This is a genomic window from Chengkuizengella axinellae, assembly GCF_030730905.1.
GTDB lineage: Bacteria > Bacillota > Bacilli > Paenibacillales > KCTC-33759 > Chengkuizengella > Chengkuizengella axinellae.
Genome location: NZ_JAVAMP010000014.1, coordinates 1 through 23,547, shown reverse-complemented (window position 1 = coordinate 23,547; position 23,547 = coordinate 1). Strand labels below are relative to the sequence as shown.

General features: G+C 34.8%; 19 protein-coding genes. 13 read left to right on the top strand and 6 right to left on the bottom strand.

Annotation, left to right across the window (positions count from 1 at the left end; translation table 11 throughout):
- Window positions 1–255 precede the first annotated feature (255 nt).
- From ystJ to glpX, 7 genes are all read left to right on the top strand, one after another.
- A complete protein-coding gene (gene ystJ, locus Q5Y73_RS20020; protein ID WP_305993770.1) occupies window positions 256–1,452 on the top strand; it encodes an NADP-dependent malic enzyme in 1,197 nt (398 codons plus the stop codon).
- 252 nt (window positions 1,453–1,704) lie between these two features.
- Window positions 1,705–2,757 carry a type I glyceraldehyde-3-phosphate dehydrogenase gene (gene gap / locus Q5Y73_RS20015; protein WP_305993691.1) on the top strand — a complete coding sequence of 351 codons (1,053 nt, stop codon included), beginning with the start codon at window positions 1,705–1,707 and terminating at the stop codon, window positions 2,755–2,757.
- Window positions 2,736–2,906: a GapA-binding peptide SR1P gene (locus Q5Y73_RS20010; RefSeq protein WP_305993690.1), complete on the top strand. Its 171-nt coding sequence runs from the start codon at window positions 2,736–2,738 to the stop codon at window positions 2,904–2,906. Before gap ends, Q5Y73_RS20010 begins: the two co-directional genes overlap by 22 nt.
- Complete coding sequence (gene ppdK / locus Q5Y73_RS20005) at window positions 2,890–5,538, top strand: pyruvate, phosphate dikinase (RefSeq protein ID WP_305993689.1); 2,649 nt, start codon at window positions 2,890–2,892, stop codon at window positions 5,536–5,538. Before Q5Y73_RS20010 ends, ppdK begins: the two co-directional genes overlap by 17 nt.
- 241 nt (window positions 5,539–5,779) lie before the next feature.
- The gene (locus Q5Y73_RS20000; RefSeq protein ID WP_305993688.1) at window positions 5,780–6,415 is read left to right on the top strand and encodes a helix-turn-helix transcriptional regulator; all 636 of its coding nucleotides are present in this window, start codon (window positions 5,780–5,782) and stop codon (window positions 6,413–6,415) included.
- A gap of 16 nt (window positions 6,416–6,431) precedes the next feature.
- On the top strand, window positions 6,432–7,256 hold the full coding sequence (locus Q5Y73_RS19995; RefSeq protein ID WP_305993769.1) for a pyruvate, water dikinase regulatory protein: 825 nt from the start codon (window positions 6,432–6,434) through the stop codon (window positions 7,254–7,256).
- Between the two features lie 163 nt (window positions 7,257–7,419).
- Entirely contained in the window at window positions 7,420–8,403 is a 984-nt protein-coding gene (glpX, locus tag Q5Y73_RS19990) for a class II fructose-bisphosphatase (RefSeq protein ID WP_305993687.1), read from the top strand.
- A 384-nt stretch (window positions 8,404–8,787) separates the two neighbouring features.
- On the opposite strand, the gene Q5Y73_RS19985 is transcribed toward glpX, so the two are convergent.
- Together Q5Y73_RS19985 and Q5Y73_RS19980 are read right to left on the bottom strand one after the other, a co-directional pair.
- Window positions 8,788–9,471, bottom strand: a complete 684-nt coding sequence (locus Q5Y73_RS19985; protein ID WP_305993686.1) for an SOS response-associated peptidase — start codon at window positions 9,469–9,471, stop codon at window positions 8,788–8,790.
- Window positions 9,472–9,571: 100 nt separating this feature from the next.
- Complete coding sequence (locus tag Q5Y73_RS19980; protein ID WP_305993685.1) at window positions 9,572–11,107, bottom strand: NAD(P)H-hydrate dehydratase; 1,536 nt, start codon at window positions 11,105–11,107, stop codon at window positions 9,572–9,574.
- Between the two features lie 375 nt (window positions 11,108–11,482).
- Between Q5Y73_RS19980 and Q5Y73_RS19975 the strand changes: the two genes are divergently transcribed.
- Window positions 11,483–11,929: a hypothetical protein gene (locus Q5Y73_RS19975; protein WP_305993684.1), complete on the top strand. Its 447-nt coding sequence runs from the start codon at window positions 11,483–11,485 to the stop codon at window positions 11,927–11,929.
- Between the two features lie 235 nt (window positions 11,930–12,164).
- Here the strand turns inward: Q5Y73_RS19975 and Q5Y73_RS19970 are convergent, their stop codons facing one another.
- Window positions 12,165–13,676 (bottom strand): right-handed parallel beta-helix repeat-containing protein, encoded by a 1,512-nt coding sequence (locus Q5Y73_RS19970; RefSeq protein ID WP_305993683.1) that lies wholly within the window; start codon window positions 13,674–13,676, stop codon window positions 12,165–12,167.
- 416 nt (window positions 13,677–14,092) lie between these two features.
- On the opposite strand from Q5Y73_RS19970, the gene Q5Y73_RS19965 reads away from it, so the two are divergent.
- Window positions 14,093–15,013, top strand: a complete 921-nt coding sequence (locus Q5Y73_RS19965; RefSeq protein WP_305993682.1) for a DMT family transporter — start codon at window positions 14,093–14,095, stop codon at window positions 15,011–15,013.
- A gap of 480 nt (window positions 15,014–15,493) precedes the next feature.
- Here the strand turns inward: Q5Y73_RS19965 and aroA are convergent, their stop codons facing one another.
- Entirely contained in the window at window positions 15,494–16,834 is a 1,341-nt protein-coding gene (gene aroA, locus Q5Y73_RS19960) for a 3-phosphoshikimate 1-carboxyvinyltransferase (RefSeq protein WP_305993681.1), read from the bottom strand.
- 175 nt (window positions 16,835–17,009) lie between these two features.
- On the opposite strand from aroA, the gene Q5Y73_RS19955 reads away from it, so the two are divergent.
- Complete coding sequence (locus Q5Y73_RS19955) at window positions 17,010–17,891, top strand: LysR family transcriptional regulator (RefSeq protein ID WP_305993680.1); 882 nt, start codon at window positions 17,010–17,012, stop codon at window positions 17,889–17,891.
- Between the two features lie 133 nt (window positions 17,892–18,024).
- Here the strand turns inward: Q5Y73_RS19955 and Q5Y73_RS19950 are convergent, their stop codons facing one another.
- On the bottom strand, window positions 18,025–18,345 hold the full coding sequence (locus Q5Y73_RS19950) for a MazG nucleotide pyrophosphohydrolase domain-containing protein (RefSeq protein WP_305993679.1): 321 nt from the start codon (window positions 18,343–18,345) through the stop codon (window positions 18,025–18,027).
- 207 nt (window positions 18,346–18,552) lie between these two features.
- Window positions 18,553–19,431: a methyltransferase domain-containing protein gene (locus Q5Y73_RS19945; RefSeq protein WP_305993678.1), complete on the bottom strand. Its 879-nt coding sequence runs from the start codon at window positions 19,429–19,431 to the stop codon at window positions 18,553–18,555.
- Between the two features lie 1,017 nt (window positions 19,432–20,448).
- On the opposite strand from Q5Y73_RS19945, the gene Q5Y73_RS19940 reads away from it, so the two are divergent.
- From Q5Y73_RS19940 to Q5Y73_RS19930, 3 genes are all read left to right on the top strand, one after another.
- A complete protein-coding gene (locus Q5Y73_RS19940; RefSeq protein WP_305993677.1) occupies window positions 20,449–21,432 on the top strand; it encodes a helix-turn-helix transcriptional regulator in 984 nt (327 codons plus the stop codon).
- A 97-nt stretch (window positions 21,433–21,529) separates the two neighbouring features.
- Window positions 21,530–22,471 (top strand): alpha/beta fold hydrolase, encoded by a 942-nt coding sequence (locus tag Q5Y73_RS19935; RefSeq protein WP_305993676.1) that lies wholly within the window; start codon window positions 21,530–21,532, stop codon window positions 22,469–22,471.
- Complete coding sequence (locus Q5Y73_RS19930; protein ID WP_305993675.1) at window positions 22,390–23,028, top strand: YdeI/OmpD-associated family protein; 639 nt, start codon at window positions 22,390–22,392, stop codon at window positions 23,026–23,028. Before Q5Y73_RS19935 ends, Q5Y73_RS19930 begins: the two co-directional genes overlap by 82 nt.
- The last annotated feature ends 519 nt before the right edge of the window (window positions 23,029–23,547 follow it).

Below are 23,547 nucleotides of genomic sequence, written 5' to 3'. Positions count from 1 at the left end.
ATCCCATTTCTCCTTTGGATGATATCCCAAACCTTCCTACCTTATTTTCAGATTCAACTTTATAATATAAGCCCATTTTCATTTCCTTGTATAAATATATGATGAAATGTTTATTTTTGTACATTATTATTAAAATATATGTAATAAAATACGTAATAATAAAAATGATTAAATTTATATATTGTACATTAATAATATATATGATACATTATTTAAAACACATTAACACATTAAAGTAAGAGGGTGAGGAAAGTGATATCATTACGTGAAGAAGCGCTTGAAATGCATCGAGTGAATAAAGGCAAATTAGAAGTAAATACAAAGGTAGGGGTTAAAACGGTTAAGGACTTATCTCTTGCTTATTCTCCAGGTGTAGCAGAGCCCTGTAAAGAGATTCATAAAGATGAAGCAGCTGTATATGACTACACAATAAAAGGGAATAGCGTGGCTGTTATTTCTAACGGAACAGCAGTATTAGGTCTTGGAAATATCGGTGCAAAGGCATCACTTCCTGTCATCGAGGGTAAAGCCGTTTTGTTTAAAAGTTTTGCGGGTGTGGATGCTTTTCCGATCTGCTTAGACACAACAAACATTGATCAGTTTGTTGAAACTGTAAAAATGCTTGAACCAACTTTCGGTGGGGTTAATTTGGAAGATATCGCTGCACCCGCATGTTTTGAAATTGAAAAAAGATTAAAGGCTGAATTGAATATTCCTGTATTTCATGATGATCAGCATGGTACAGCTATCGTTACTGCTGCTGGATTGGTGAACGCTTTAAAACTTGTGAAAAAGTCTATGGGTTCTATTAAAGTTGTAATAAACGGAGCAGGATCAGCAGGAATTGCCATCGTGAATTTATTAAGTCGATTTGGTGTGAATGAAATTATATTATGTGATTCTAAGGGTGTCATTTATGACGGCAGAGAATACGGAATGAATGCTATAAAAAATGAAGTTGCAGCATACACAAACCCTAACCATGAAAAAGGAACTTTAGCAGATGTTTTGAAAAATGCTGATGTATTTATTGGTGTTTCAGTTGCTAATGTTGTTACGAAAGAAATGGTTAGATCCATGAATAGAGATGCCATTATTTTTGCAATGGCCAATCCAAATCCAGAGATTATGGTTGACGAAGCAATTGAAGCCGGAGCTAGAGTAGTTGGAACTGGTCGATCGGATCTTCCAAACCAAATCAACAATGTATTGGCATTTCCTGGTATATTCCGTGGAGCATTAGATGTACGTGCATTAGATATCAATGAAAAAATGAAAGAAGCAGCTGTATTTGCGATTGCTTCACTCATATCTGAGCAAGAATTAACAGAAAATTATATTATTCCAGCACCATTTGATGAACGTGTTGCTCCTGCAGTAGCTGCTGCTGTGTCCAAAGCAGCTGTGGATTCAGGGGTTTCTTTGAAAACAGGTAAACCAGCACTTATTTAATATTTGCAACTCGGAAATTCATTTTCCGAGTTTTTTTAAAGGACAAGATCATTTTTCATTCTTAAATTGGCTCAGGGCCCCGCAAAAGTAATAGGATTTTGCTAACGAAGCTTATCTTAACTTTTGTGGGTTGTTCTATACCATTTTTTCATGATTATGACACATTATTTATTATTTTTAATTTATATATTGTGCATTATTTTTATATATGATACATTATATATAAATAAGACGTATTATTAGGATTAGGGGATGAATAACATGATAGGTATTAATGGGATGGGGAGAATTGGTAGACTTGTTCTACGAAAGGCTTTTGATTCTAATTACAATCTAAATGAAACAAGGGTTGTTGCCATCAATAGTAAATATTCGATTGAAACTGTAAGTCACTTAATTAAATACGACACTGTTCATGGAAAATTTAAAGGAACTGTGGAGATTCAAGATGGTGATCTTATCATCAATGGTTTCAGAGTAAAGGTAACCTATGAAATGTATCCTGAAAATATACCTTGGGAGAAGCTTGGTGTTAAAGTAGTCATTGATTCTACAGGACAATTTAATAACAGAGAAAGTGCTCAAAAACATTTGCTAGCAGGAGCTGAGAGCGTGATAAATACGGCACCTGCAAAAGATATGGATTTAACCGTAGTGATGGGAGTAAACGATAGAGACCTTGATCCAAGTCGTCATAAACTTTTATCATCAGCGTCATGCACTACAAATTGCGTGGCTCCCATTCTAGATGTTTTAGACAAAGCGTTTTCTATAGAAAATGGATGGGTAACCTCCGTTCATTCTTATACAAATGATCAAAAGCATTTAGATAATCCTCATCATGATTTAAGAAGAGCACGAGCTTGTACACAATCTATAATTCCAACAACAACAGGCGTGGGAAAAGCTTTGAAAAATGTGATTCCACATTTAGCACCGATTGTCCATGGTTTGTCTGTTCGAGTTCCTACTCCAGATGTCTCATTAATTGATATGACATTACAAGTGCATGATGAGGTTACTTTGGGAAAAGTAGAGAAAGTGTTTGAAGGAGCATCTAGAGGTCATTTATCCCCATATATGGATTATATAAAGGAACCTTTAATTTCTAGCGATTTTGTTGGAAATGAGAAATCTGCTGTGATCGATGGATTATCGCTCGCAGTAACAGACCGTCAAATCAAAGTGTTGGCTTGGTATGACAATGAATGGGGATATTCCTGTCGAGTTGTTGATTTAGCTCATTTGGTTGTGAATAAACAAAAACAAGGAGAGTGTGAGTTATGGGACAAAACGGTCATATGAATGATTTAGGTACAATTGTTTGTAAGCACTGTGGGAATGTGATTGATACGGTTGATACAGAGAATGTCGTCACTTTTTATAGCTCTTGTCAAAACGATCAATGCAAGGATTTAAATTCGGAGGTACTTTTTAATGACAGTGACAGTTAAACGAATTTTCCATTTTCATGAGGGAAATGCGAATATGACTTCTTTACTTGGAGGAAAGGGTGCAAACCTTGCAGAGATGACGAACATAGGATTGCCAACTCCTCCAGGTTTTACAATAACAACGGATGTTTGCAGAGAATATTACAAATGCAATGGAAGATTACCTGAGGGTTTGATAGATGAAGTAACTGCAGCTTTAACAGAATTAGAGAAGGTTAAAAATCAGACCTTTGGAAACGCTGATAATCCTTTATTAGTATCTGTTCGTTCTGGATCAGTAACTTCTATGCCGGGAATGATGGATACGATATTAAATTTAGGACTAAATGATCAAACTGTTAAGGGACTTGCTAGAAATGCACAGGATGCACGTTTTGCTTACGATTGTTACCGCAGGCTGATTCAGATGTTTGGAAACGTTGTGTTTGGCATCGAATCCTATTCATTTGAAATAAAACTTCATGAGTTGAAAAGTAAAAAGAAATACGAGAATGATAGCGATATCCCAGCAGAGGATTTGTTAGTTCTTATTGAAGAGTTTAAACAATTGATTAGATATCAAGTTTCGAGAGAGTTCCCTCAGGATGTACATGAGCAATTGAGATTAGCGATAGAAGCTGTATTTCAATCATGGAATAACCAGCGTGCAAAAGTGTATCGTAAAGCTTATGGTATTCCTAGTGAGCAGGGAACTGCAGTAAACATACAATCTATGGTTTTTGGAAACTTGGGTGAACAAAGTGGTACAGGAGTTCTTTTTACTAGAAATCCATCCAATGGAGAAGATGAATTATATGGTGAGTTTCTAACGAATGCGCAAGGAGAGGATGTTGTTGCAGGGGTAAGAACACCTATACCAATTCTGTATTTAAAACAAAAATTCCCTTTCATTTATGATCAATTATTTGAAACCTCTTATTTACTAGAGAAGCAATATAAGGATATGCAAGATATTGAATTTACAATTGAAAATCAACAACTATATATATTGCAAACTCGTAACGGGAAACGAACAGCCCAAGCCTCAGTGAAAATAGCAGTAGACTTATCAAAAGAGGGAGTAATCACGAAAGAGGAAGCATTACAAAGAATAGAGGTTAATCAATTAGAGCAGCTTTTCCACCGTTCTATTGATGATGAGAATGAATTAAAGGTCATTGGTAAAGGCCTTCCAGCTTCATCTGGAGCTGCTTCTGGGCAGGTTGTATTTGATCCTGATACAGCGCAGGAATTGTCTATGGATGGAAAAAAAGTCATTTTAGTAAGAATAGAAACAACGCCAGAGGATATCCATGGTGTACTCGCATCTCAAGGGGTATTAACTAGTAGGGGAGGCATGACTAGTCATGCTGCAGTAGTTGCTAGAGGAATGGGAAAACCTTGTGTATGTGGTTGTAGTGAATTAGAGCTTGATCAAGATGAAAATTGTTTTACAGTAGAAGGAATCGCCGTTCAAGAAGGGGATTGGATTTCAATAGATGGTTCAACAGGTAGAGTAATCCTTGGTCAAATTAAATTAAAAGACCCAGAAATTTCCGATGAATTGTCTACTCTATTAGAATGGGCGGATGATATAAGAGATTTAAAAGTTTACGCAAATGCTGATAATGGAAAGGATGCTAAAAAAGCAAGAGAGTTTGGGGCTGAAGGTATTGGATTATGTCGTACAGAGCATATGTTTATGTCCCCAAGCAGACTGCCTATTGTACAAAGTATGATTATGGCTCAATCATATGAAGAGCGTAAAATTCATTTGGATCGATTAATGCCATGGCAGCAATCTGATTTTGAAGAGCTCTTTTCAGAGATGAATGGTTTGCCAGTTACGATACGTTTATTGGATCCACCTCTACATGAATTTTTACCAAAACTGGAGGAGCTGCTGCTTCAAAAACAAAGAATAGATCTAGGTGTTGACAAGGATGTAGATCGAAATGAATTAGAGTCATTGATCGTGAAGGTTCGAAATTTACATGAAATGAATCCAATGTTAGGACAACGGGGATGTAGATTAGGTATTTTGTATCCAGAAATTTATGATATGCAGATCGAAGCCATCTTTCGTGCCATTTTATCCAGCCTTCAAAAAGGCCTTGAGGTTAAACCACAATTGATGATTCCTCTCATAAGTGATGTGAATGAATTAAAACGATTGAAAGCTTTAGTGGATCAAGTCGCTGAGGAGATATTAGGAGAAGAACTTAAGTATTGCAATTATGAGGTTGGAACGATGATTGAGGTTCCTCGAGCAGCATTAACAGCCAATGAAATTGCCCAATATGCTGAATTCTTTTCTTATGGAACCAATGATTTAACACAAATGACTTTTGGGTATAGTAGAGATGATGCAGAAGGAAAGTTTTTAGATCAATATACTGAGGAAAAAATATTGGATCATAATCCTTTTGAAGTATTAGATCAAAAAGGAGTAGGGAGATTAATACAATGGTCAGCTGAACAAGGAAAAATGGTCAAACCTAAATTAAAGACAGGTGTATGCGGTGAGCATGGAGGGAATAAGGAATCTATTTTCTTTTGCCAACAAATTGGATTAGATTATGTTAGCTGTTCTCCGTTCAGAATTCCACTCGCTAGAATTGCTGCGGCACAAAGTGCGATTGAATTAAATTAACTTTTAGTTAATAATTAAAGTAACAATGTTAAGTTATCATATGTTGTTTCATCATTCCGAAAATCTCTCTCTATAATAAGAGGGAGATAACGGACTGTAGAAACCCTATAATATGTCTACATCTATATACAGTCTTGTACTGTGACTATGGATGTAACAGTAAGTCCTTTAAAAGTTTATCTTTCACAGGGAGTAATCCACTCCGATGAGGAAAGCCTTACTTTAGGAAACGTATGCACTATTGGAGGTGGAAACAATCGAACTTACATCGCGCCAATTAAAAATCATAGAAATTGTACAAGAAAACGTACCTATTACTGGAGATCAAATTGCAGAATTGATTGGGGTCAGCAAACCTACAATACGTTCAGATTTATCTGTGCTCGTCATGTTAGGTTATTTAGAAGCTAAACCAAAGGTAGGATATTTCCCGGGAAAGTCAGCCTTGCCAAATTATGAAGCTGCAAAAAAATTAGAACAAATTAAAGTCAAAGACATTCAAAGCATTCCAATTGTGGTAAAAGAAACAACAACCGTACATGATGCAGTTGTCACTCTTTTTATGGATAATGTAGGAAGTTTAATTGTAGCAGATGATGAAGGTACATTAAAGGGTGTCTTATCTCGGAAAGATTTGCTTAAAGTTACATTAGGCAATCCAGCCTCTTCTACAATGCCCGTTCATTTGGTTATGACAAGACAACCGAATATTGTCACGATTCATCCAGAGCAGTCTGTTGTTGAAGCGGCTAAAAAAATGATTGAACATGATGTGGATACGTTGCCCGTAATTTCTGAAAAGGATGAGATTATAGGAAGAATTACAAAAACGAATATGACTCGTTTATTGTTGGACTTAACAGATACTTTATTATAATTCAATTGGAGGAAAGATAGTGGACGAGAAACTGAGATACAAGATTTATATATGTTCAGATTCCATTGGGGAAACAGCAGAAACCGTAGTAAAAGCGACAGCACGTCAGTTTGATATGACTCAAATTGAAATTAAGAGAGTGGGTCACATCCAATACGAAGATCAAATTAAAGTAGTCATGGAAGACGCAAATGCAGAAAATGCAGTTGTTGCTTATACACTAGTACAACCAGAATTGCGTGAGATGATGAAACAAGAAGCCATTCGTTTAGGTGTTCGAGCTGTTGATATTATGGGTCCTATGATGCAAGCCTTTATTGATACTTTTAATAATATACCAAAACAGGAGCCAGGACTGCTTCATAAAATGGATGAGAATTATTTTAAAAAGGTTGAAGCTATAGAATTTGCAGTGAAATTTGATGATGGCCGTGATGTGAGAGGTCTTTTGCAAGCAGACCTAGTACTTGTTGGTATCTCAAGGACATCTAAAACACCGTTAAGTATCTTCCTTGCTCATAAAGGAATTAAAGTGGCTAATCTTCCATTAGTACCTGAAGTAAAGCCACCAAAAGAGTTGTTCGAGATTCCAAGAAGCAAAGTTATTGGATTATCGATGCTGCCCGAGCAAATTTTAAGAATTAGAAAAGAAAGATTAAAAGCATTAGGCATGGCTTCAGGTGCAAATTATGCTACCTTAGATCGAATAATAGAAGAACATAATATTGCAAGTGATTTAATGAAAAGAGTTGGGTGTCCAGTTATTGATGTTACGGAAAGAGCGATTGAAGAAACGGCAGCCATCATCATAAGCTTGCACGACAGCAACATTCATTCTTAATGAGTTGGCATTAATAACGAAATAAAAAACAGTGAAGAGAAGTTTAAAGTGGAGGCACTGAGGGGATTATTGTACCAAACAATACGATTCTCTTTTTAAGCTTCTCTGCACATAACATAAAATGATTGAATATTTTGAAAATTTTATAAAAGGAGAGGATATCATGGAGCGCGAATTAGCATTAGAAATAGTTAGAATTACTGAGTTAGCTGCATTAGCGTCTGCTCCTTGGATGGGGCGTGGAAATAAAGAGGGGGCGGATCAAGCAGCAACCTCAGCCATGAGATACGTATTAAACTCAGTATCTATGAAAGGTACAGTTGTTATAGGTGAAGGTGAGATGGATGAGGCACCAATGTTATATATCGGTGAAAATGTAGGAAGTGGATCTGGGCCGGAATTAGATGTTGCTGTTGATCCTTTAGATGGTACAGAAATTGTAGCTAAGGGACTAAATAATGCGCTTGCCGTGATTGCAGTAGCCAATAAAGGGAACCTGCTTCATGCCCCAGATATGTACATGGAAAAGTTAGCAGTAGGACCAGAACTAGTAGGCATTTTAAATATTGATGATCCCTTGGAGGAAATAATTAATAAAGCTGCAAAAGCTTTAAATAAAAGAATCTCAGATTTATCTGTTACCATATTAGATCGTGAACGTCATAACCATTTAATTTTACAATTGCGCCAAATCGGAGTGCGAATTAAATTATTGTCTGAAGGTGATGTCGCAGGAGCTATAGCCCCTTCATTACCTGAAGCAGGTGTAGACATGTATATTGGGTCAGGTGGTGCTCCTGAAGGAGTATTAGCTGCAGCAGCACTTCGTTGTTTAGGAGGAGAAATACAGGGAAGATTAATGCCTGGTACGCAAGAAGAATATGACCGTTGTGTAATCATGGGTTTTGAAAGACCATGTCAGGTGTTAACTATGGATGATATGGTTGGTACGGATGATGTCATTTTTGCAGCAACAGGAGTAACAGAAGGAGATTTCTTAAGCGGAGTTCGTTATCTCTCAGGTAAGCGAGCGGAAACAGATTCAATTGTGATGAGAGCTAAAACGCGTACAGTCAGAAATATCAAATCGATTCATTATTTACCGAATAAAGCCTTTTTCAAAGATAAAGAAAAAGTAATTTCTTAAGATAACGAAAAAGATGCCATCTTCAATTTTTTTGTTAAAACATTCTGATATACCTATCAACCCTTTCTTTATGAATAGGCTTGACCAACGTTAGACTGGGTGAATAAAAAATTCATTCCAAAAGAAACAGGAAGGTCAGATTATATAAGGATAAGTTGAAATAAGGGAAAAATGTTGGCTCTATTTCTATTGTTTTATCAAATCTAAGGTGATATTAATAATAAGACCCTCGAATTCTCTTATTTTAATTTAACATTTAACTCTGACACGAATCCACTCATGAAAGAGAAACGATTATACTTCACTTTCTGGAATGCATAGTTGTGGACTCCGCAAAAGTAATAGGATTAATCATCAAAGCTTTTTCTTCACTTTTATGGGTATTTAAAACAATAACGGTTCCGTATACTCCTCAATACATTCTGGTGAATCGTTTTTAACATTGCCAACTACATTGGATACAGGATAAGCCATCATTTGATCCGAAGGGTAAGGTTTGAACAGCGGTTTAAGAGAATCAAACTGATATTGTTCATGATTAAGCCATTGATTCTCTTCTTCTCGGTTTAAAATCACAGGCATGCGATCGTGAATATGTAACATGAGTTGATTAGGTTCCGTAGTGATAATTGTGCAGCTATGTAATTTTTCTCCTTCGGAATTTACCCATGTATCATATAATCCTGCGAGGGAGAATACGCTTTGATCTTTTAGTTGGATTCTCATGGGTTGCTTCATACCATTTGTTTTCTTCCATTCATAGAAACCATCTACTGGTATAATGCACCGTTTATTATGGACTATTTTTTTGAATGATGCTTTTTCCTGAAGAGTTTCTGCTCTAGCATTTATTAGTTTGTATCCGATTTTTTCATCCTTTGCCCAAGAGGGTACAAGTCCCCACTTTAGCTGCCCGATTCTATTTTTCCCTTTGTTAGCAATGATAGAAGTAATCAGTTGTCCTGGTGCAGCATTATATCTTGGGATGTATCGAAAAGGAACGGATTCTATTAAATAACGACTTAATAATTCATCAATTGTAACGGTAATCGTAAATCTACCACACATTATTTTACCTCCTAGTTCGAGAAGATTTTATGCTGGTATCAATCTATTTTTTTACTATTTTAATCATCGGAGCATTCTCTTCACTTTTGTGGGTATCATATTATAGTTCTTCAATAATATCTCCAGCAATTAAAGAATTTTGAGAATTTCTTTTTGCAGCTGCACGGTCCCCAGCTAATCCATGATGATATACTCCAAGAGCTGCTGCTTGCTCTGCAGAAAATCCTTGTGCTAACAATCCTGCGATCATTCCTGCAAGTACATCACCAGCGCCTCCTGTAGCCATGCCTGCATTTCCAGTGTTGTTAATATAGATGCTGCCATTGGGTAACGCAATAATAGTGTGTGCCCCTTTGAGTACTACAATAAGCTGATGTTTCACAGCATAAGCTCTAGCCTTTTGAATTCTATTTTCTTGTATTTCATTAGTCGTACAATTCATTAGGCGTGCCATCTCTCCTGGATGAGGAGTAATAATGATGGGAATTTTATTGCGATGCCAATCTTTAAAATGTTCTGCATCTGAGATGATATTTAAAGCATCCGCATCTAATACAACAGGACTGTTAACACCTTCCCAAATTTTTTGTAACCAAAGCTCATCATCTTTAAACCTTCCTAATCCAGGTCCAATTACAATAGACTCTTTGTTTTTACTTACATTTATAATATTTTCAGTTGATGGCAGGCTCCATTGTCCACTATTCTTATCCTCAATAGGAAATAACATGGCTTCAGGCAATACTCCTAACATGTGTTTTGCAACAGTTTTTGGCAAAATCCAAGTAACTAATCCACTGCCTGAACGTAATGCTGCTTTGGAACAAAGCAATCCTGCACCGCTCATTTGAATAGTTCCTGCTATGACAAGTACATGTCCATAGGTTCCTTTATGTGTGTTCACGTTTCTAGGGAGATTAATATCCACATTTAGTTTTTTTGTAAAAACGGATGGTTGTAGTACATAAGTATGTATTGGATAATTTTCAGCAGATGATATGGGAATTCCTATGGGTTTCACTATAACATTTCCTGATGCTTCTGCTCCAGGGGATTGGACAAGACCACATTTTAAAAATGCTAAAGTAATAGTTTGATGTGCTTGGATACATGGTTGATAGATCATTCCAGTATCGGCATCTAATCCACTCGGGATGTCTATTGAAAAAATTGGAAGACCTGAAGCGTTTGCTTCATCAATAAGGGAAGAATAGGGTTCTTTAGGTGTTCCTTTAGTACCCGTACCAAGTAATGCATCTATAATCCCATCATATTCAGTCCAGCTTATTGTATCTTTTTGATAAACAGATGAGGATAGATTTATGTTTTTTGTAATTTTATATTGAATGATCATATCCCCTTTGAATGTATCTGAAGACTGAGCATATATGATTTTAATATCAAAACCAGCTTCTATTAAATGTCTAGCAGCAACCAAACCATCACCACCATTATTTCCTTTTCCAACTAGAATCAACCATTTTTTTGCACGATGTTTTTGTTGCTCAGACCAAAAGATAATTTCATTAGCAACTTCACGCCCTGCATTTTCCATCAGAACTATAGAAGGGATTCCAATCGTTTCTATAGTATATTGATCAAGCTTGCGCATCTCCACTGAAGTAACTACATGCAATGTAATTCCTCCTTAACAAAAAGTTTAATTTAGAACCTAAAAAGTTTGTTTGAATATTCAAATATTCATCTCTATCTTTTCCATAATGAATACCTCTAAGTCCTTGTTGGTGGTTGAGTATCATCATTAGACTATTCTATCTCTGAACATAAATATTATTAGTGAATCATTTCTCCATGCTAAAGTTAAATCCTTCTTTAATGCTTGTTAAGTTCCCTTTGATGGAATGAATCTAAAATGATTTGAAAACTAACTCATAAACATTGATCTTTTAGATTACTGCCTTTTTTAATAGATTTCATTAAATACCTATACAAGCATGATTTCACCAGCATAATATATAGTAACTCTATAAGAAAAGAGGTGAAATATAGAATGTATAAAAAAGTAGATATATTGGATTTTGAATTTGTTACTCCTAGAAATACTCCTGAACAAACACTACTATCAACCGATCCTGACGATCCTACTGTTGTCGCAGAAATTACTTTTGAGGATTGCTTAGGACCAAAGGATATCATTTGGTTAAATAGTATTTTTCATATAGATAACGATAATACTCTTAATGTTGTATCAATCACTCATCAAATATTAAAAAATGGCACTCCTATTTACACTTCAATAACAGAAGTTGATCGAGAATTAAATGATGATTTTGGACAAATTTTTTCACAGCAATATGTTGATGAATTTTCTGATTTTGAAAATGGTGTGACTTATGAGGTTGTTGCTTATTCGAGCAATAGTAACGTATTCTTACAAGGTCCTATTACCTTTACTGGAACAAAATTATTTTTCAAATATAAAGAGACAGATTGCTGATATTCAATATTAAGGCGCCCTTCTTAATGTGAAGGGTACCTTTTAAATTTAAAAATATTTACCATTAAGAATATGGGCAGTCCATACTATGGGGGATATTTGAGAAATAGAGATTTAGTAGACATGGAGATAAAAGGGAAGTTCTACCTTGCTGTTGATAGGTTTATAATATTTATATTACATTTGATGCCCAAGAATAAAGGGTAAGTATTATGAATACCTCAAAATTCAAATATTAACAGCCACCCACACATTGTCCAGCGGGGTCGCTTGTACTACAGACATTATTTGCGACGGTGTTCGTATTTGGATCAGCGACAAGATCTATATTATCATTATCAAGGGAAGTATTTTTAAACACAATATTTTGTTCACTAGTTGATGCTACTTCAATACCGTTAGCGATATTGTTTAAAGCCGTATTTTTTTCAACTGTGTTATTGTCAGAAACCTCTAATTCTATACCATCAGAACCATTATTTTGAACAGTATTTTTTTCAATTGTATTGTTGAGAGAAACTTCTAACTCTATTCCGTCAAATCCATTATTCTTAGCTGTATTTTTTTCAATTGTATTGTGCTTAGAAACTTCTATCTCTATCCCGTCAAACCCATTATTTTGAGTGGTATTTTTTTTAATCGAATTGTAGTCAGATCCTACTATCTCTATACCATCAAAGCCATTGTTTTGAACGGTATTCTTTTCAAGTGCATTGTCGTGAGAACCTTCTAATTCTATCCCGTCAAAATCATTATTTTGAATAGTATTTTTTTCAAGCGCATTGTTGTCAGAACCTGCTAACTGTATCCCATCAAAAAAATTATTTTGAACGGTATTCTTTTCAAGTGCATTGTCGTGAGAACCTTCTAATTCTATCCCGTCAAAATCATTATTTTGAACGGTATTTTTTTCAATCGAATTGTTGCCAGAACGTTCTAATCCTACCCCGTCAGAACCATTATGTTGAACGGTGTTTTTTTCAATCCAATTGTTGTTTCCTACCAATAAATTTATTCCATTAAGAAAATTATTCTGAACAGTATTCTTTTCAATCGTATTGTTATTACTTGTCATTAGAGTTATACCATTAAGATCATTGCTATCGATCGTATTTTTTTCGATCATGTTGTTGTTACTAGACGCTAAAGTTACACCACTAACACTATTATTTTGTGAGGTATTTTTTTCAATCGTGTTGTCGTTACTAGACGCTAGAGTTATACCATGAATACTATTATTTTGAAAGGTATTTTTTTCAATCGTGTTATTGTTACTAGAAGATAACCATATACCTTGTACACTATTATTCTGAACAGTATTTGTTTCAATGGTGTTGTTGTTACTAGACGCTAAATTTATCCCATCTACACTATTATTTTCAATGATATTCTTTTCAATCCAATTGTTGTTACTAGCTAATAAACTTACACCACTAACACTGTTGTTTTTAACGGTGTTTTTTTCAATGGTGTTGTTGCTACTAGACATTATATTTATACCATGAACACTATTTTGGATAGTAAAACCCTCAATTGAGACACCCGAAACGTTGTTAAGTAAAAAACCATTTACGGAATCTTTTAGAACAGGATTACCTGTGCCTTTGAGGGAAAGGTCATTCGTTGAGATTGTTGCGCCAGTGTAGGGTCCACCTGCTGCAAGAACCTCAATGGTATCGCCTGAATTGGCCGCGTCAATCGCTTCTTGAATCGTACTAAAATCTGTTGGAACGATTAGTGTATTCATATTTTCATTTCCTTTCTTTTTATATTGTTTTTTAAGGGATAGTTTCAGGATAATTTGGATTAACAACGATAAGATGATCTATATATTTTGAGACATTTATATGAGACGCTATCACTTAAATTATCATATGCGTTGACAGAAAAAGCGTATAGACGAGTGTTTGGTTATTGTTAAAAAGGGCGAATCATGGAAAGGTAGGATTCTAGGATCTAAAATAGTACCAGAAATATATCTTTTACTATTCATAAAAATTGAAACCAATATAGTAGAAAGCAAGCGAACTACTGAATGTAATAAAAAGTATGTGGTTTCTAAATTCATAAAATGATATGGTAATACCTAATGAATTAGAGCGTGCAGAGGCAATCAAACATCCAGTAACTTATCTGAAACATTAAGAAGAGGAGAATACAACTATGAAAGCTATAAATTATGGGCTGCTATTGATCACTAGTATGTTATGGGCGGGTAATTTTGTTGCATCTAAAGTTGCAGTGGGTTATGTTGGACCAGAGACGGTGGCATTTTTGCGCTACTTTATTGCCATTATCATTTTAATTCCTGTTGTTTTAATACAAGAAAATAAGTTTTTACCCCCTAAACAATCGATATGGCCTTTAATTGGTATGGGATTTACTGGAGTCTTTTTGTTCAACATGTTAGTATTAATGGCCCTTGAGCATACTTCGGCTACGAACACAGGAGTTATATCAGCATTAAATCCAATTGCTATTGCATTGTTAGCATTTATTTTTGTGAAGGAAAAACTCTCTTTAAGACAAATCCTTGGAATGGGTATAGGTTTAGTAGGTGTTTTAATAGTAATCACAAATGGAGATTGGCTCCGAATGTTGGAATTAAATTTTAATATTGGAGATTTATATATGCTGTTAGCTGTGCTTACTTGGGGAGTATATTCTCTGATCATCAAAAATGCAGCAGGTGATCTAAGTCCATTATTCATTACTTTTTGGTCAGGTATTTTTGGATTATTCATGTTTGTGCCTTTTACATTTAAAAAAATATATTTTATTCAATCCCCTGATCTAAACTTTTGGAGTTCTATTGGATACACTTCCATTGGTGCTACGGTACTGGCTATGTTGTTTTGGAATATTGGAGTTCGGAACGTTGGAGGGACTCAATCAGGAATGTTTTTGAATTTTAATCCTATATTTACAGCATTATTGGCGTTTCTTTTACTAGGAGAGACGTTATCATGGCCTCAAATTTGGGGTACAATAGTAGTTATAAACGGAGTGATTATATATTCTTCTAAATATCCTACATATAAAATCACCAATATTTTAACACGCTTTAGACTAGGAAAAGGTTAATGAGGAAAAACAAATGAAACATGGGATTGAGACAATATCTTTTATTCAAACATGAGACATTCAGTAGTATGGTGTTATCAACAAATGGCTCGAGATATTGGAGAATTGCAGATGCAAAAGCGAATTCAAAGTCTCTCATATGGAAATGAGAGCAGTTATTATTAATCAAGATTGAGAAGAGGTTATTCAGAATAAAGTAAGCCCTACTAGTAGTGCTTACTTTTTGCTAACTATGTTTTTCTTCTCATTATTTTTCTCGATAAGTGGTTAAGAAATTGATTATTATGTTTTATATTTTCAATTAATCTCATATCATTCACATTTTTGGATTATAAAAATTTCAAAAAAATGATAACAGCAATGATGTAAAAAATGCTGGTAGATAAACTAATAATTCCTGATACTGAAGACATTACCCTCAACTTATTTTATCTTTCATCATATGGAGACAAAATTTATTAAGTTCTACGATTCTCTTTATTATAAGAGCCGTATGTTCATTCCTAAGCTTTTCAATAATTCAAAGTAGTTAGGACAAGTTTTAGAAACACAACCAGGGTCAGTAATTTTAATCCCTTCCACTTTTGAACCAATAAGAGCAAGTGACATAGCTACTCTATGATCATCGTAGGAATCTAAAAGAGCAGGCTTTGGATTTCCTGGATATACTTTTAATCCATCTTCAAATTCATCTACTTCAATCCCCATCTTAGAAAGAGAATCACATATTACACTTATTCGATTTGATTCGTGGTGTCGAATGTGGGCAACATCTCTTATTGTAATGGGGTCATCTGTAAATGGAGCAATTGCTGCTAATGTTAGGGTTTGATCAGACATTTCTCTCATAGAGATTTCAAATCCCCCTTTTAACTTAGATGCTCCCTCTAATTCAATAAAAGATTTCCCTCTTGTTACTTTACATCCCATTTTTTCAAACACATTAACCATCTTGATATCTGGCTGCTGCGTTTCATATGAAAGATTATCAATTCGGATTCTTCCATTTGTTAATGCAGCTAAAGCCAAGAAGTAACATGCAGTAGAAGCATCAGCCTCTAAATCAATATTTTGTGCTAAATAATTTGATGGATGTACTATGATCTTTTTTAAGGTATTATCATATTCAACATGTGCACCAAACTGTTCCATTAATTTTAAAGTAAGCAATACATATGAATGTTGCACAATGTAGTCAGTGATATTTATAGTTACAGGTTCCTTTGCATATGGAGAAGCAATAAGCAACCCACTGATAAACTGGCTTGAGATCTTTCCTGAAAGTGAGATTTCTCCACCCTTTAATCCTTTTCCTTTAATGGATAAAGGATAGTAACCACTGTTTTTCATATATTCTATGTCCGCACCTATTCCATTTAGGGCTTCTATTAAAGGGGCTACAGGTCTTTTACTCATTCTTTCACTTGCTTTAATCTCCCATAACCCTTCAGTTATTGCCAACGCACCTGGTAAGAATCTTGCAATCGTTCCTGCTGCCCCGATATATAATTTTCCTGAATTCCACATCCCACTTTTTCCAACCATATGAACCGTATGATCATTGACTTCTACATTTACTCCTAATTTTTTGATTGAATCAATACACCAATATGAATCATCGCTTTTTAAGATGCCATTGATCTCAGATTTTCCATTTGCAAGAGCGCTCATAATTAAAGCTCTATTTGTTAAGCTTTTACTGCCTGGAATTGTGATGGTTCCGTTTAATTTTTTGGTGTTTGGATATATTTCTACTGTTTTTCCAGCATCAATTTTTGTCCATGGGGAACGAGCCCTTGTATCGTAATTGTTTTTTTTCAACATCTTCTACTCCTTAATGATTGTCGTATCAACCTTCCGCAAGATAGAACTTCCATAAGAGGAATAAACGGTCTGTAGATACCTGATCTTTATTATTTTTTGTAATTTCATTATAATCAGGAATATGATATAAATGAAATTGATATATTTCATGACAGTTATAGGTGGTGTCTATATGATTAATTTAGAATTGTATCGTGTTTTTTATGTAACAGCCTTAGAAAAAAGTTTCTCTAAAGCAGCAATTAAATTATTTATTACTCAGCCAAGTGTGAGTCATGCAATAAAGCAGTTAGAAGAAAAACTCGAGTTGCAATTATTTATTAGAACATCAAAAGGAGTGAGTGTAACAAAAGAGGGGGAAACATTATTTAAATATATTGAACAAGCTTTTACTTTCATTGATAGTGCAGAAAGGAAGATTTCAGAGATCAAGAATTTGAATAGAGGAGAGGTTACGATCGGTGGGAGTGATTCCACGTGTAAACACTATTTGCTTCCGCATATAAAAACTTTTCAAGAGTGTTTTCCAGATATACAGATCAAGCTTCAACATGGTTCAACACCAAGTATTATAGAAAAATTAACAAGTGGAATCATTGACTTTGGCATTGTACACTTGCCTGTAGATCATAAGCAAATACAAGTAACGGAATTTTTAAATATTAATAGCACATTTGTTGTAGGGGAGAAATATAAGGAATTAACCAAAAATGAAAATACACTTGAAGAGCTCCTTAAATATCCCATTATTTCTTTTTCAGAAAAAAGCAGCTCAAGAAAATTTCTTAATCTTTTATTTCAAAAGCAAGGACTAAATGTGAAGCCAGATATTGAAGTGGGCAGTGTAGATTTACTCATAGAATGTGCCAAAATAGGAATGGGAGTTGCCTTTGTTACGAAAGAATTAGTCACAAAGGAGTTAAAAAATTGTTTGTTATTTGAGATTAAATTAAATGAAAAGATAGAAAAAAGAAAGATTGGATTAGTTACCAAAAAAGAACTTCCTTTGTCCATTGCAGCAAATCAGTTTTTTCAACATTTATTAACTAAATAAATCACGTTAGATTCTTTTTATGGAAATAAAAAGACGCCTTCTTTATAAGAATTGCGCCTTTTAGGAATAGAATGTAGCTCCCGAATATTTAAGTAAGTCTTTTTTCTAAATAATACTGTTTACAACCTTATATTTACACCTTAGAATAACGTTCAGAAAGCTTTTCTTTATGTAAACGAAATATTTTTTCTAATGAGATATCATACTTATTTGCAATGATGATCAGGTTACCTAGCACATCTCCTAATTCTTCTGCTAACTCTAGTTTATTTTCATCAAATGATCCTGTTTCTTCATCAGGTCGATCCCTTCCTATCTCTAGGGCCCTTATAGCTCTTGCTACTTCACCTGTTTCTTCAGCTAAAAATCCAATTCGAATAAAAATATCTAACTCTGACCATCCTCTACTATCGTAATAATCCTTGATCCATTGTTGAAATTCATTAACATTCATATGTATTATCTACCATCCACTTCATAGTGTGCTGATACAATTTGTTTCTGATCCTTTGATATTATGAGGAATTAAAAATTGATTAAGGATTTAACTTCATAAAATAATCTCTGATCTCTTCAGGCAGTTCCTCAACCGTTAGAACCTTTAATTTTTCAGTGCCAGGTGTTGTCATAAGCAACAATGTCTTCTCGTCAACTTTTTCCTCTATCTTTTTATTACTCCAGAAGTAATTTTCATATTTGGTGCATAAGTTAAAGATGAGTCCATGTTGAATAGCCTAGAAAACCGCAGTTCTGCTTCATACTGAGCCTGTGCTTCACTAAATGAAGCATCTCGTTTCATTAAAGTTTCTATAAATTCTTCTTTTTCACCAGGTGCTATACCTAGCCCTTCTTCCTTGAGTGAATCAAATAAACTCTGCTTATTTGTATGATTTATATGAGTATCAAGGAAATTTACTTTGTCACTAATGCGGCAATCGATGTTTGTTACGCCTAATTCACTTAGGTATGCAGGTAGTTTAATCCCAATGTTTCCATCTTTGCCATTACGTTTTGTATCATTTTCAAACAGTTTTTGAAGAAAACCAAGCTGCATGATTTCTGATTGATCGTATTCATGAAGATATAATGAAGACATATTTGAAACCCAGTGCGGTTCAAAACATATAATTCTGCCCTCATTAAAGACGGAATTGATCATCTTTTGCAGTATTTTTTTGGGGTTAGTCATATGCAGAAGGAAGGCATGGCAGATTGCGATATCATATTCTCGATTTATATTCATCTCAGTTACATCAGTTGCAGTAAACTCTGTTTCGTATGGAAGGTTTTTAAACAAATTCTTTGCTTTATCTATCAATTGCTCTCCTTTATCAATCCCTTTATATATTGAACCTTTTGGCAGTAGAGGTAATAGTTTAAGCCCTAAATAGCCATAACCACAACCGTAGTCAATAATATGTACAGGTTTAGAAATCTTCCAAACTGAACTCACTAAAAACTCCAAATAATCATCGTTATAATATAAATCTCTTGTATTTTGTAAATACTCTAATTGGCTGTCCCAATAATACTCTTCCAATATAACAACTCCTTTTATTAATCATAAGTTAGTATATTTGTTTATTTCAAATAAAAATATGAGGGATTCAAAATTCAACCAAAATAAATATAAGGTATGAAATTATCAAATGAAAAAATTACTGATCATAATAATGATGTGTTTGGGGGTTTATGGAACCATGTTGTTGTAGCTATAGTGGATCATGAAATTAAAATTAGAAAAAATATCAAGTGGGATACTCATTATAATCAAACGCTCATTAAAGATCAAGTGGATATAAGTTGTACCAAAATATGATATAGAATACAGTTTGATCAAAGCTCATGAATTAGAATGTGATTCATGAGTTTTTTGAGATTTAAATTAGACAAAAGGGACAAATTGTAGAAGAATTATTTAGTTTTAGTTTTAGTTTTAGTTTTAGTTTGTAGAAATACTAGTACATAAAAGTGATGTAAACATATGAAAAGTAGGTTAATAATGATAAAGGAAATGGAAATTAGATGTTTCCATTCACTAGCTAAAATACTATTTCAAAGCAGGACACTACTAGATAAAATTGGATTCAATCAAGAGGGAGTATTACGTGACAACTATTCCATAAATGGAAATATATATAATTTAGTAAAATGAGGCTCTATATTATCTGTATGAATGTCTATTGGGATATTCGTTTTTTGACTTGTAGATATATTTCTTACATATAATCTCTCGTTACTATTTTTCTGATACAGGTTGGAAAAGGTATAATAATTAGAAGCGTAGAGAGCATGGTTAATTATGGGTTTAAAAACCTAGGGCTTAACCGCATTGAAATAAGTTGTGCTGAAGATAATCATGGTTTCTGCTAGGATCAACTGCAAATTTTCAGCGATCCTTAGATTTAGTATTATGATTGACCCTATGATTTTTAGAACGTACAAGAATCGATTTAGGAGAAATAATGATAAACAGGTTAAGAAGGTGGGAATACTAATTAGTTCAGGGAATTCTAAAATTATATTATAAGAAGAGCTACATTAATTATGGTAAATAATGTTGATAAAAAAATACTCTAGAATATGTCAAACATATATTAAGGAGATGAATATGAAAATAGACCGTATGCTGACAATCATTGTTACATTACTTAATAGAAGTCGAATATCGGCAAAAGAACTTGCGGAAAAGTTTGAAGTTTCAGTTCGAACGATTTACAGAGACATTGAAGCTATTAATATGGCTGGTATTCCAATTATATCATACCCTGGGAATAATGGCGGTTTTGGTATTAAGGAGAATTATAAATTAAACCATCAGTTGCTGACTCTAAGCAATTTGTGTTCCATACTTTCAGCACTTAAAGGTGTTAACTCAACATTTGAGGATGTTGAGCTTGAATCATCTATAGAAAAACTGCGAAATATTATTCCACAGGATCAAACTCATCATCTTGACCTGCATATGGAGCAAATCATAATTGGTATGCAGCCCTGGTCATACACCTCAAAACAAAAAGAGCTGGTCAAAAACATCCGGAATGCTATCACTCAATCACAATTGATTACAATTATATATAGAAACTATACAAATGAAACAAGTACAAGGCAGATAGAACCGATGTCATTAATCTTTAAAGGTTATACATGGTATCTGTTTGGCTATTGTCACTTAAAAACAAATTTCAGGGTATTCAGGATTTCACGCATTATTGACTTGCAGGTTGAAGATGTACTATTCAAGCGTAGGGAAAAGTCATATCAAGAAATTGAAGAGGCATCAAAGAAGCAGGTCTCTTTAACCAGCATTACATTAAAATTCGTACCCCAAGTGAGGTCCCGAGTTGAAGATATTTTTGACAAAGAAAATATTGAAATTCTGAACACAGGTGAACTGATTGTGACTGCACAATTTCCAGAGAAGGAATGGTATTTCGCATTGATATTCAGTTTTGGCGAACACGTCGAAGTGTTAGGTCCTGAAAAGGTACGCAAAGCTGTTGCATCTAGAATAAAATCGATGCATGAAAAATATCAATAAAATTATTTTTTCAAACCTGACATACTATTGTCACACCATTATGCTACTATGCTAACTGTAACAGTCTTTTAGTACAGTTAGTATAGGAGGTAATATGATGACTAATAAAACTGATTTTCCCAAGTCTACCCTTATTTCAGTCAACGGTGTGGAACTCGAAGTCTTTGAAGCAGGCCAACAAAATGTAGGAAAACCTATTGTACTCTGTCACGGTTGGCCAGAACATGCCTTTTCTTGGCGCCATCAGGTGCCCGTCCTTGTCGACGCAGGCTACCATGTCATCGTCCCAAACCAACGGGGTTATGGCAACTCATCCAGTCCGACTGAAGTAACCAATTATGACATTGAACACTTGTCGGGTGATCTTATCGCACTTCTCGATCACTACGGATACGAAGATGCTATCTTTGTCGGTCATGATTGGGGTGCAACTGTCGTTTGGGGACTGACCTTATTGCATCCAAACCGTGTAAATAAAGTGATAAACCTGAGCGTGCCTTACTTCGATCGAGGAGAAAAACCCTGGGTCGAGTTCATGGAAGATATGCTTGGCGCTGACCACTATTTTGTCCACTTCAATCAAAAGCCAGGCGTCGCAGACGCTGTATTCGAAGAAAATACATCCCAGTTTCTTCGCAACATGTACCGAAAGAATGAGCCATTCAGAGAGCCTCAGCCGGGTATGGCATTGATCAATCTCGCCAAAGAAGAAACACCATTCGGTGAACCCATAATGAGTGACAGCGAACTGGCTGTTTTTGTCTCTGCCTTCGAATCAGCAGGGTTCACGGGGAGTATAAATTGGTACAGAAACGTTGATCGCAACTGGCACTTATTGGCGGACGTGAACCCTATCATCCAACAGCCTACACTCATGATCTATGGCGATCGGGATGGGGTCGCGAAGTCTGAAAAACTAACAGAGTTCGTGCCCAATGTTGAAGTGGTAAATCTAGATTGCGGTCATTGGATTCAGCAAGAAAAGCCAGTAGAAACAAACCAAGCGATTTTAAAATGGTTGGAACAATGGGAGATGTAATTTTTTTCAACAACCAAGAAGAGTTTAACGATTGGTTAGAAGAACATCATGCTGAAGCTAGTGAAATTTGGGTGGGCTATTTTAGGATAAGTACAGGGCATGCAAGCATTACTTGGTCTGCATCAGTAGATGCCGCTCTTTGTTTTGGGTGGATTGACGGTATACGAAAAACCATTGATAAACAAAGCTATAAGATTCGCTTTACTCCGCGCAAAGTAAATAGTGTATGGAGTGCTGTGAACGTAAAGAAGGTAAAAGCACTAATACAGCTTGGAAAGATGAGACCAGAAGGAATACACGTCTTTAACAACAGAACCGATGAACAAGGCTATTCCTCTGAACAAAGAAACGTGGAACTTGCCAAAGAATATGAAGAACAAATCAAGGCAAATCAAACAGCCTGGCTATTCTTCACTAATTTAGCACCATCCAATAAAAGAGATTCTATCTGGTGGGTAATGAGCGCCAAGAAAGAAGAAACACGATTAAGAAGGCTTGGAATATTGATCACTTCATCTGAAGAAGGGCTAAAAATTCCAACATTGCAAAAAAAATAATAAAAATATTACAGAACAAGGAAAGATAAATAACAAAGGAATCGTTAAAAGGATTTTGGGTACTGCATAAATCTGAGTGTATTGTTTCCCTGATAGGAGAGAAGAGCTACTGTATTTCTCAAACATTTAGGGTTTAATTTTCATCAAAAGTCAGGACGTTTTAAATGCGAAACATAGATCAAATCGCTAAATGTAGAAGGGATGAAACAGCTCATCCAAGCTAATGTGTAATGTTAATGAAACACGGGTATGAGACAAAAAATATGTACTAACGAACGTAACAAGAGAAATCCATGGAATCTGATCATTCGGATTCTATGGACTTTCTCTTGTTTCATTTTGCACAACTCTGATATAATGAACGGAAAATCTTTTATGTAGGTTTGAAATAAAGTTTGATCACATGAAAAAAAGTCTGATCATATTGAATAAAGTTTGACCATATGTAAAAAAAAATGATCAAAACTCATGAATTGGAAGGTGATTCATGAGTTTTTTCGATTTTCATATTAGACAAAC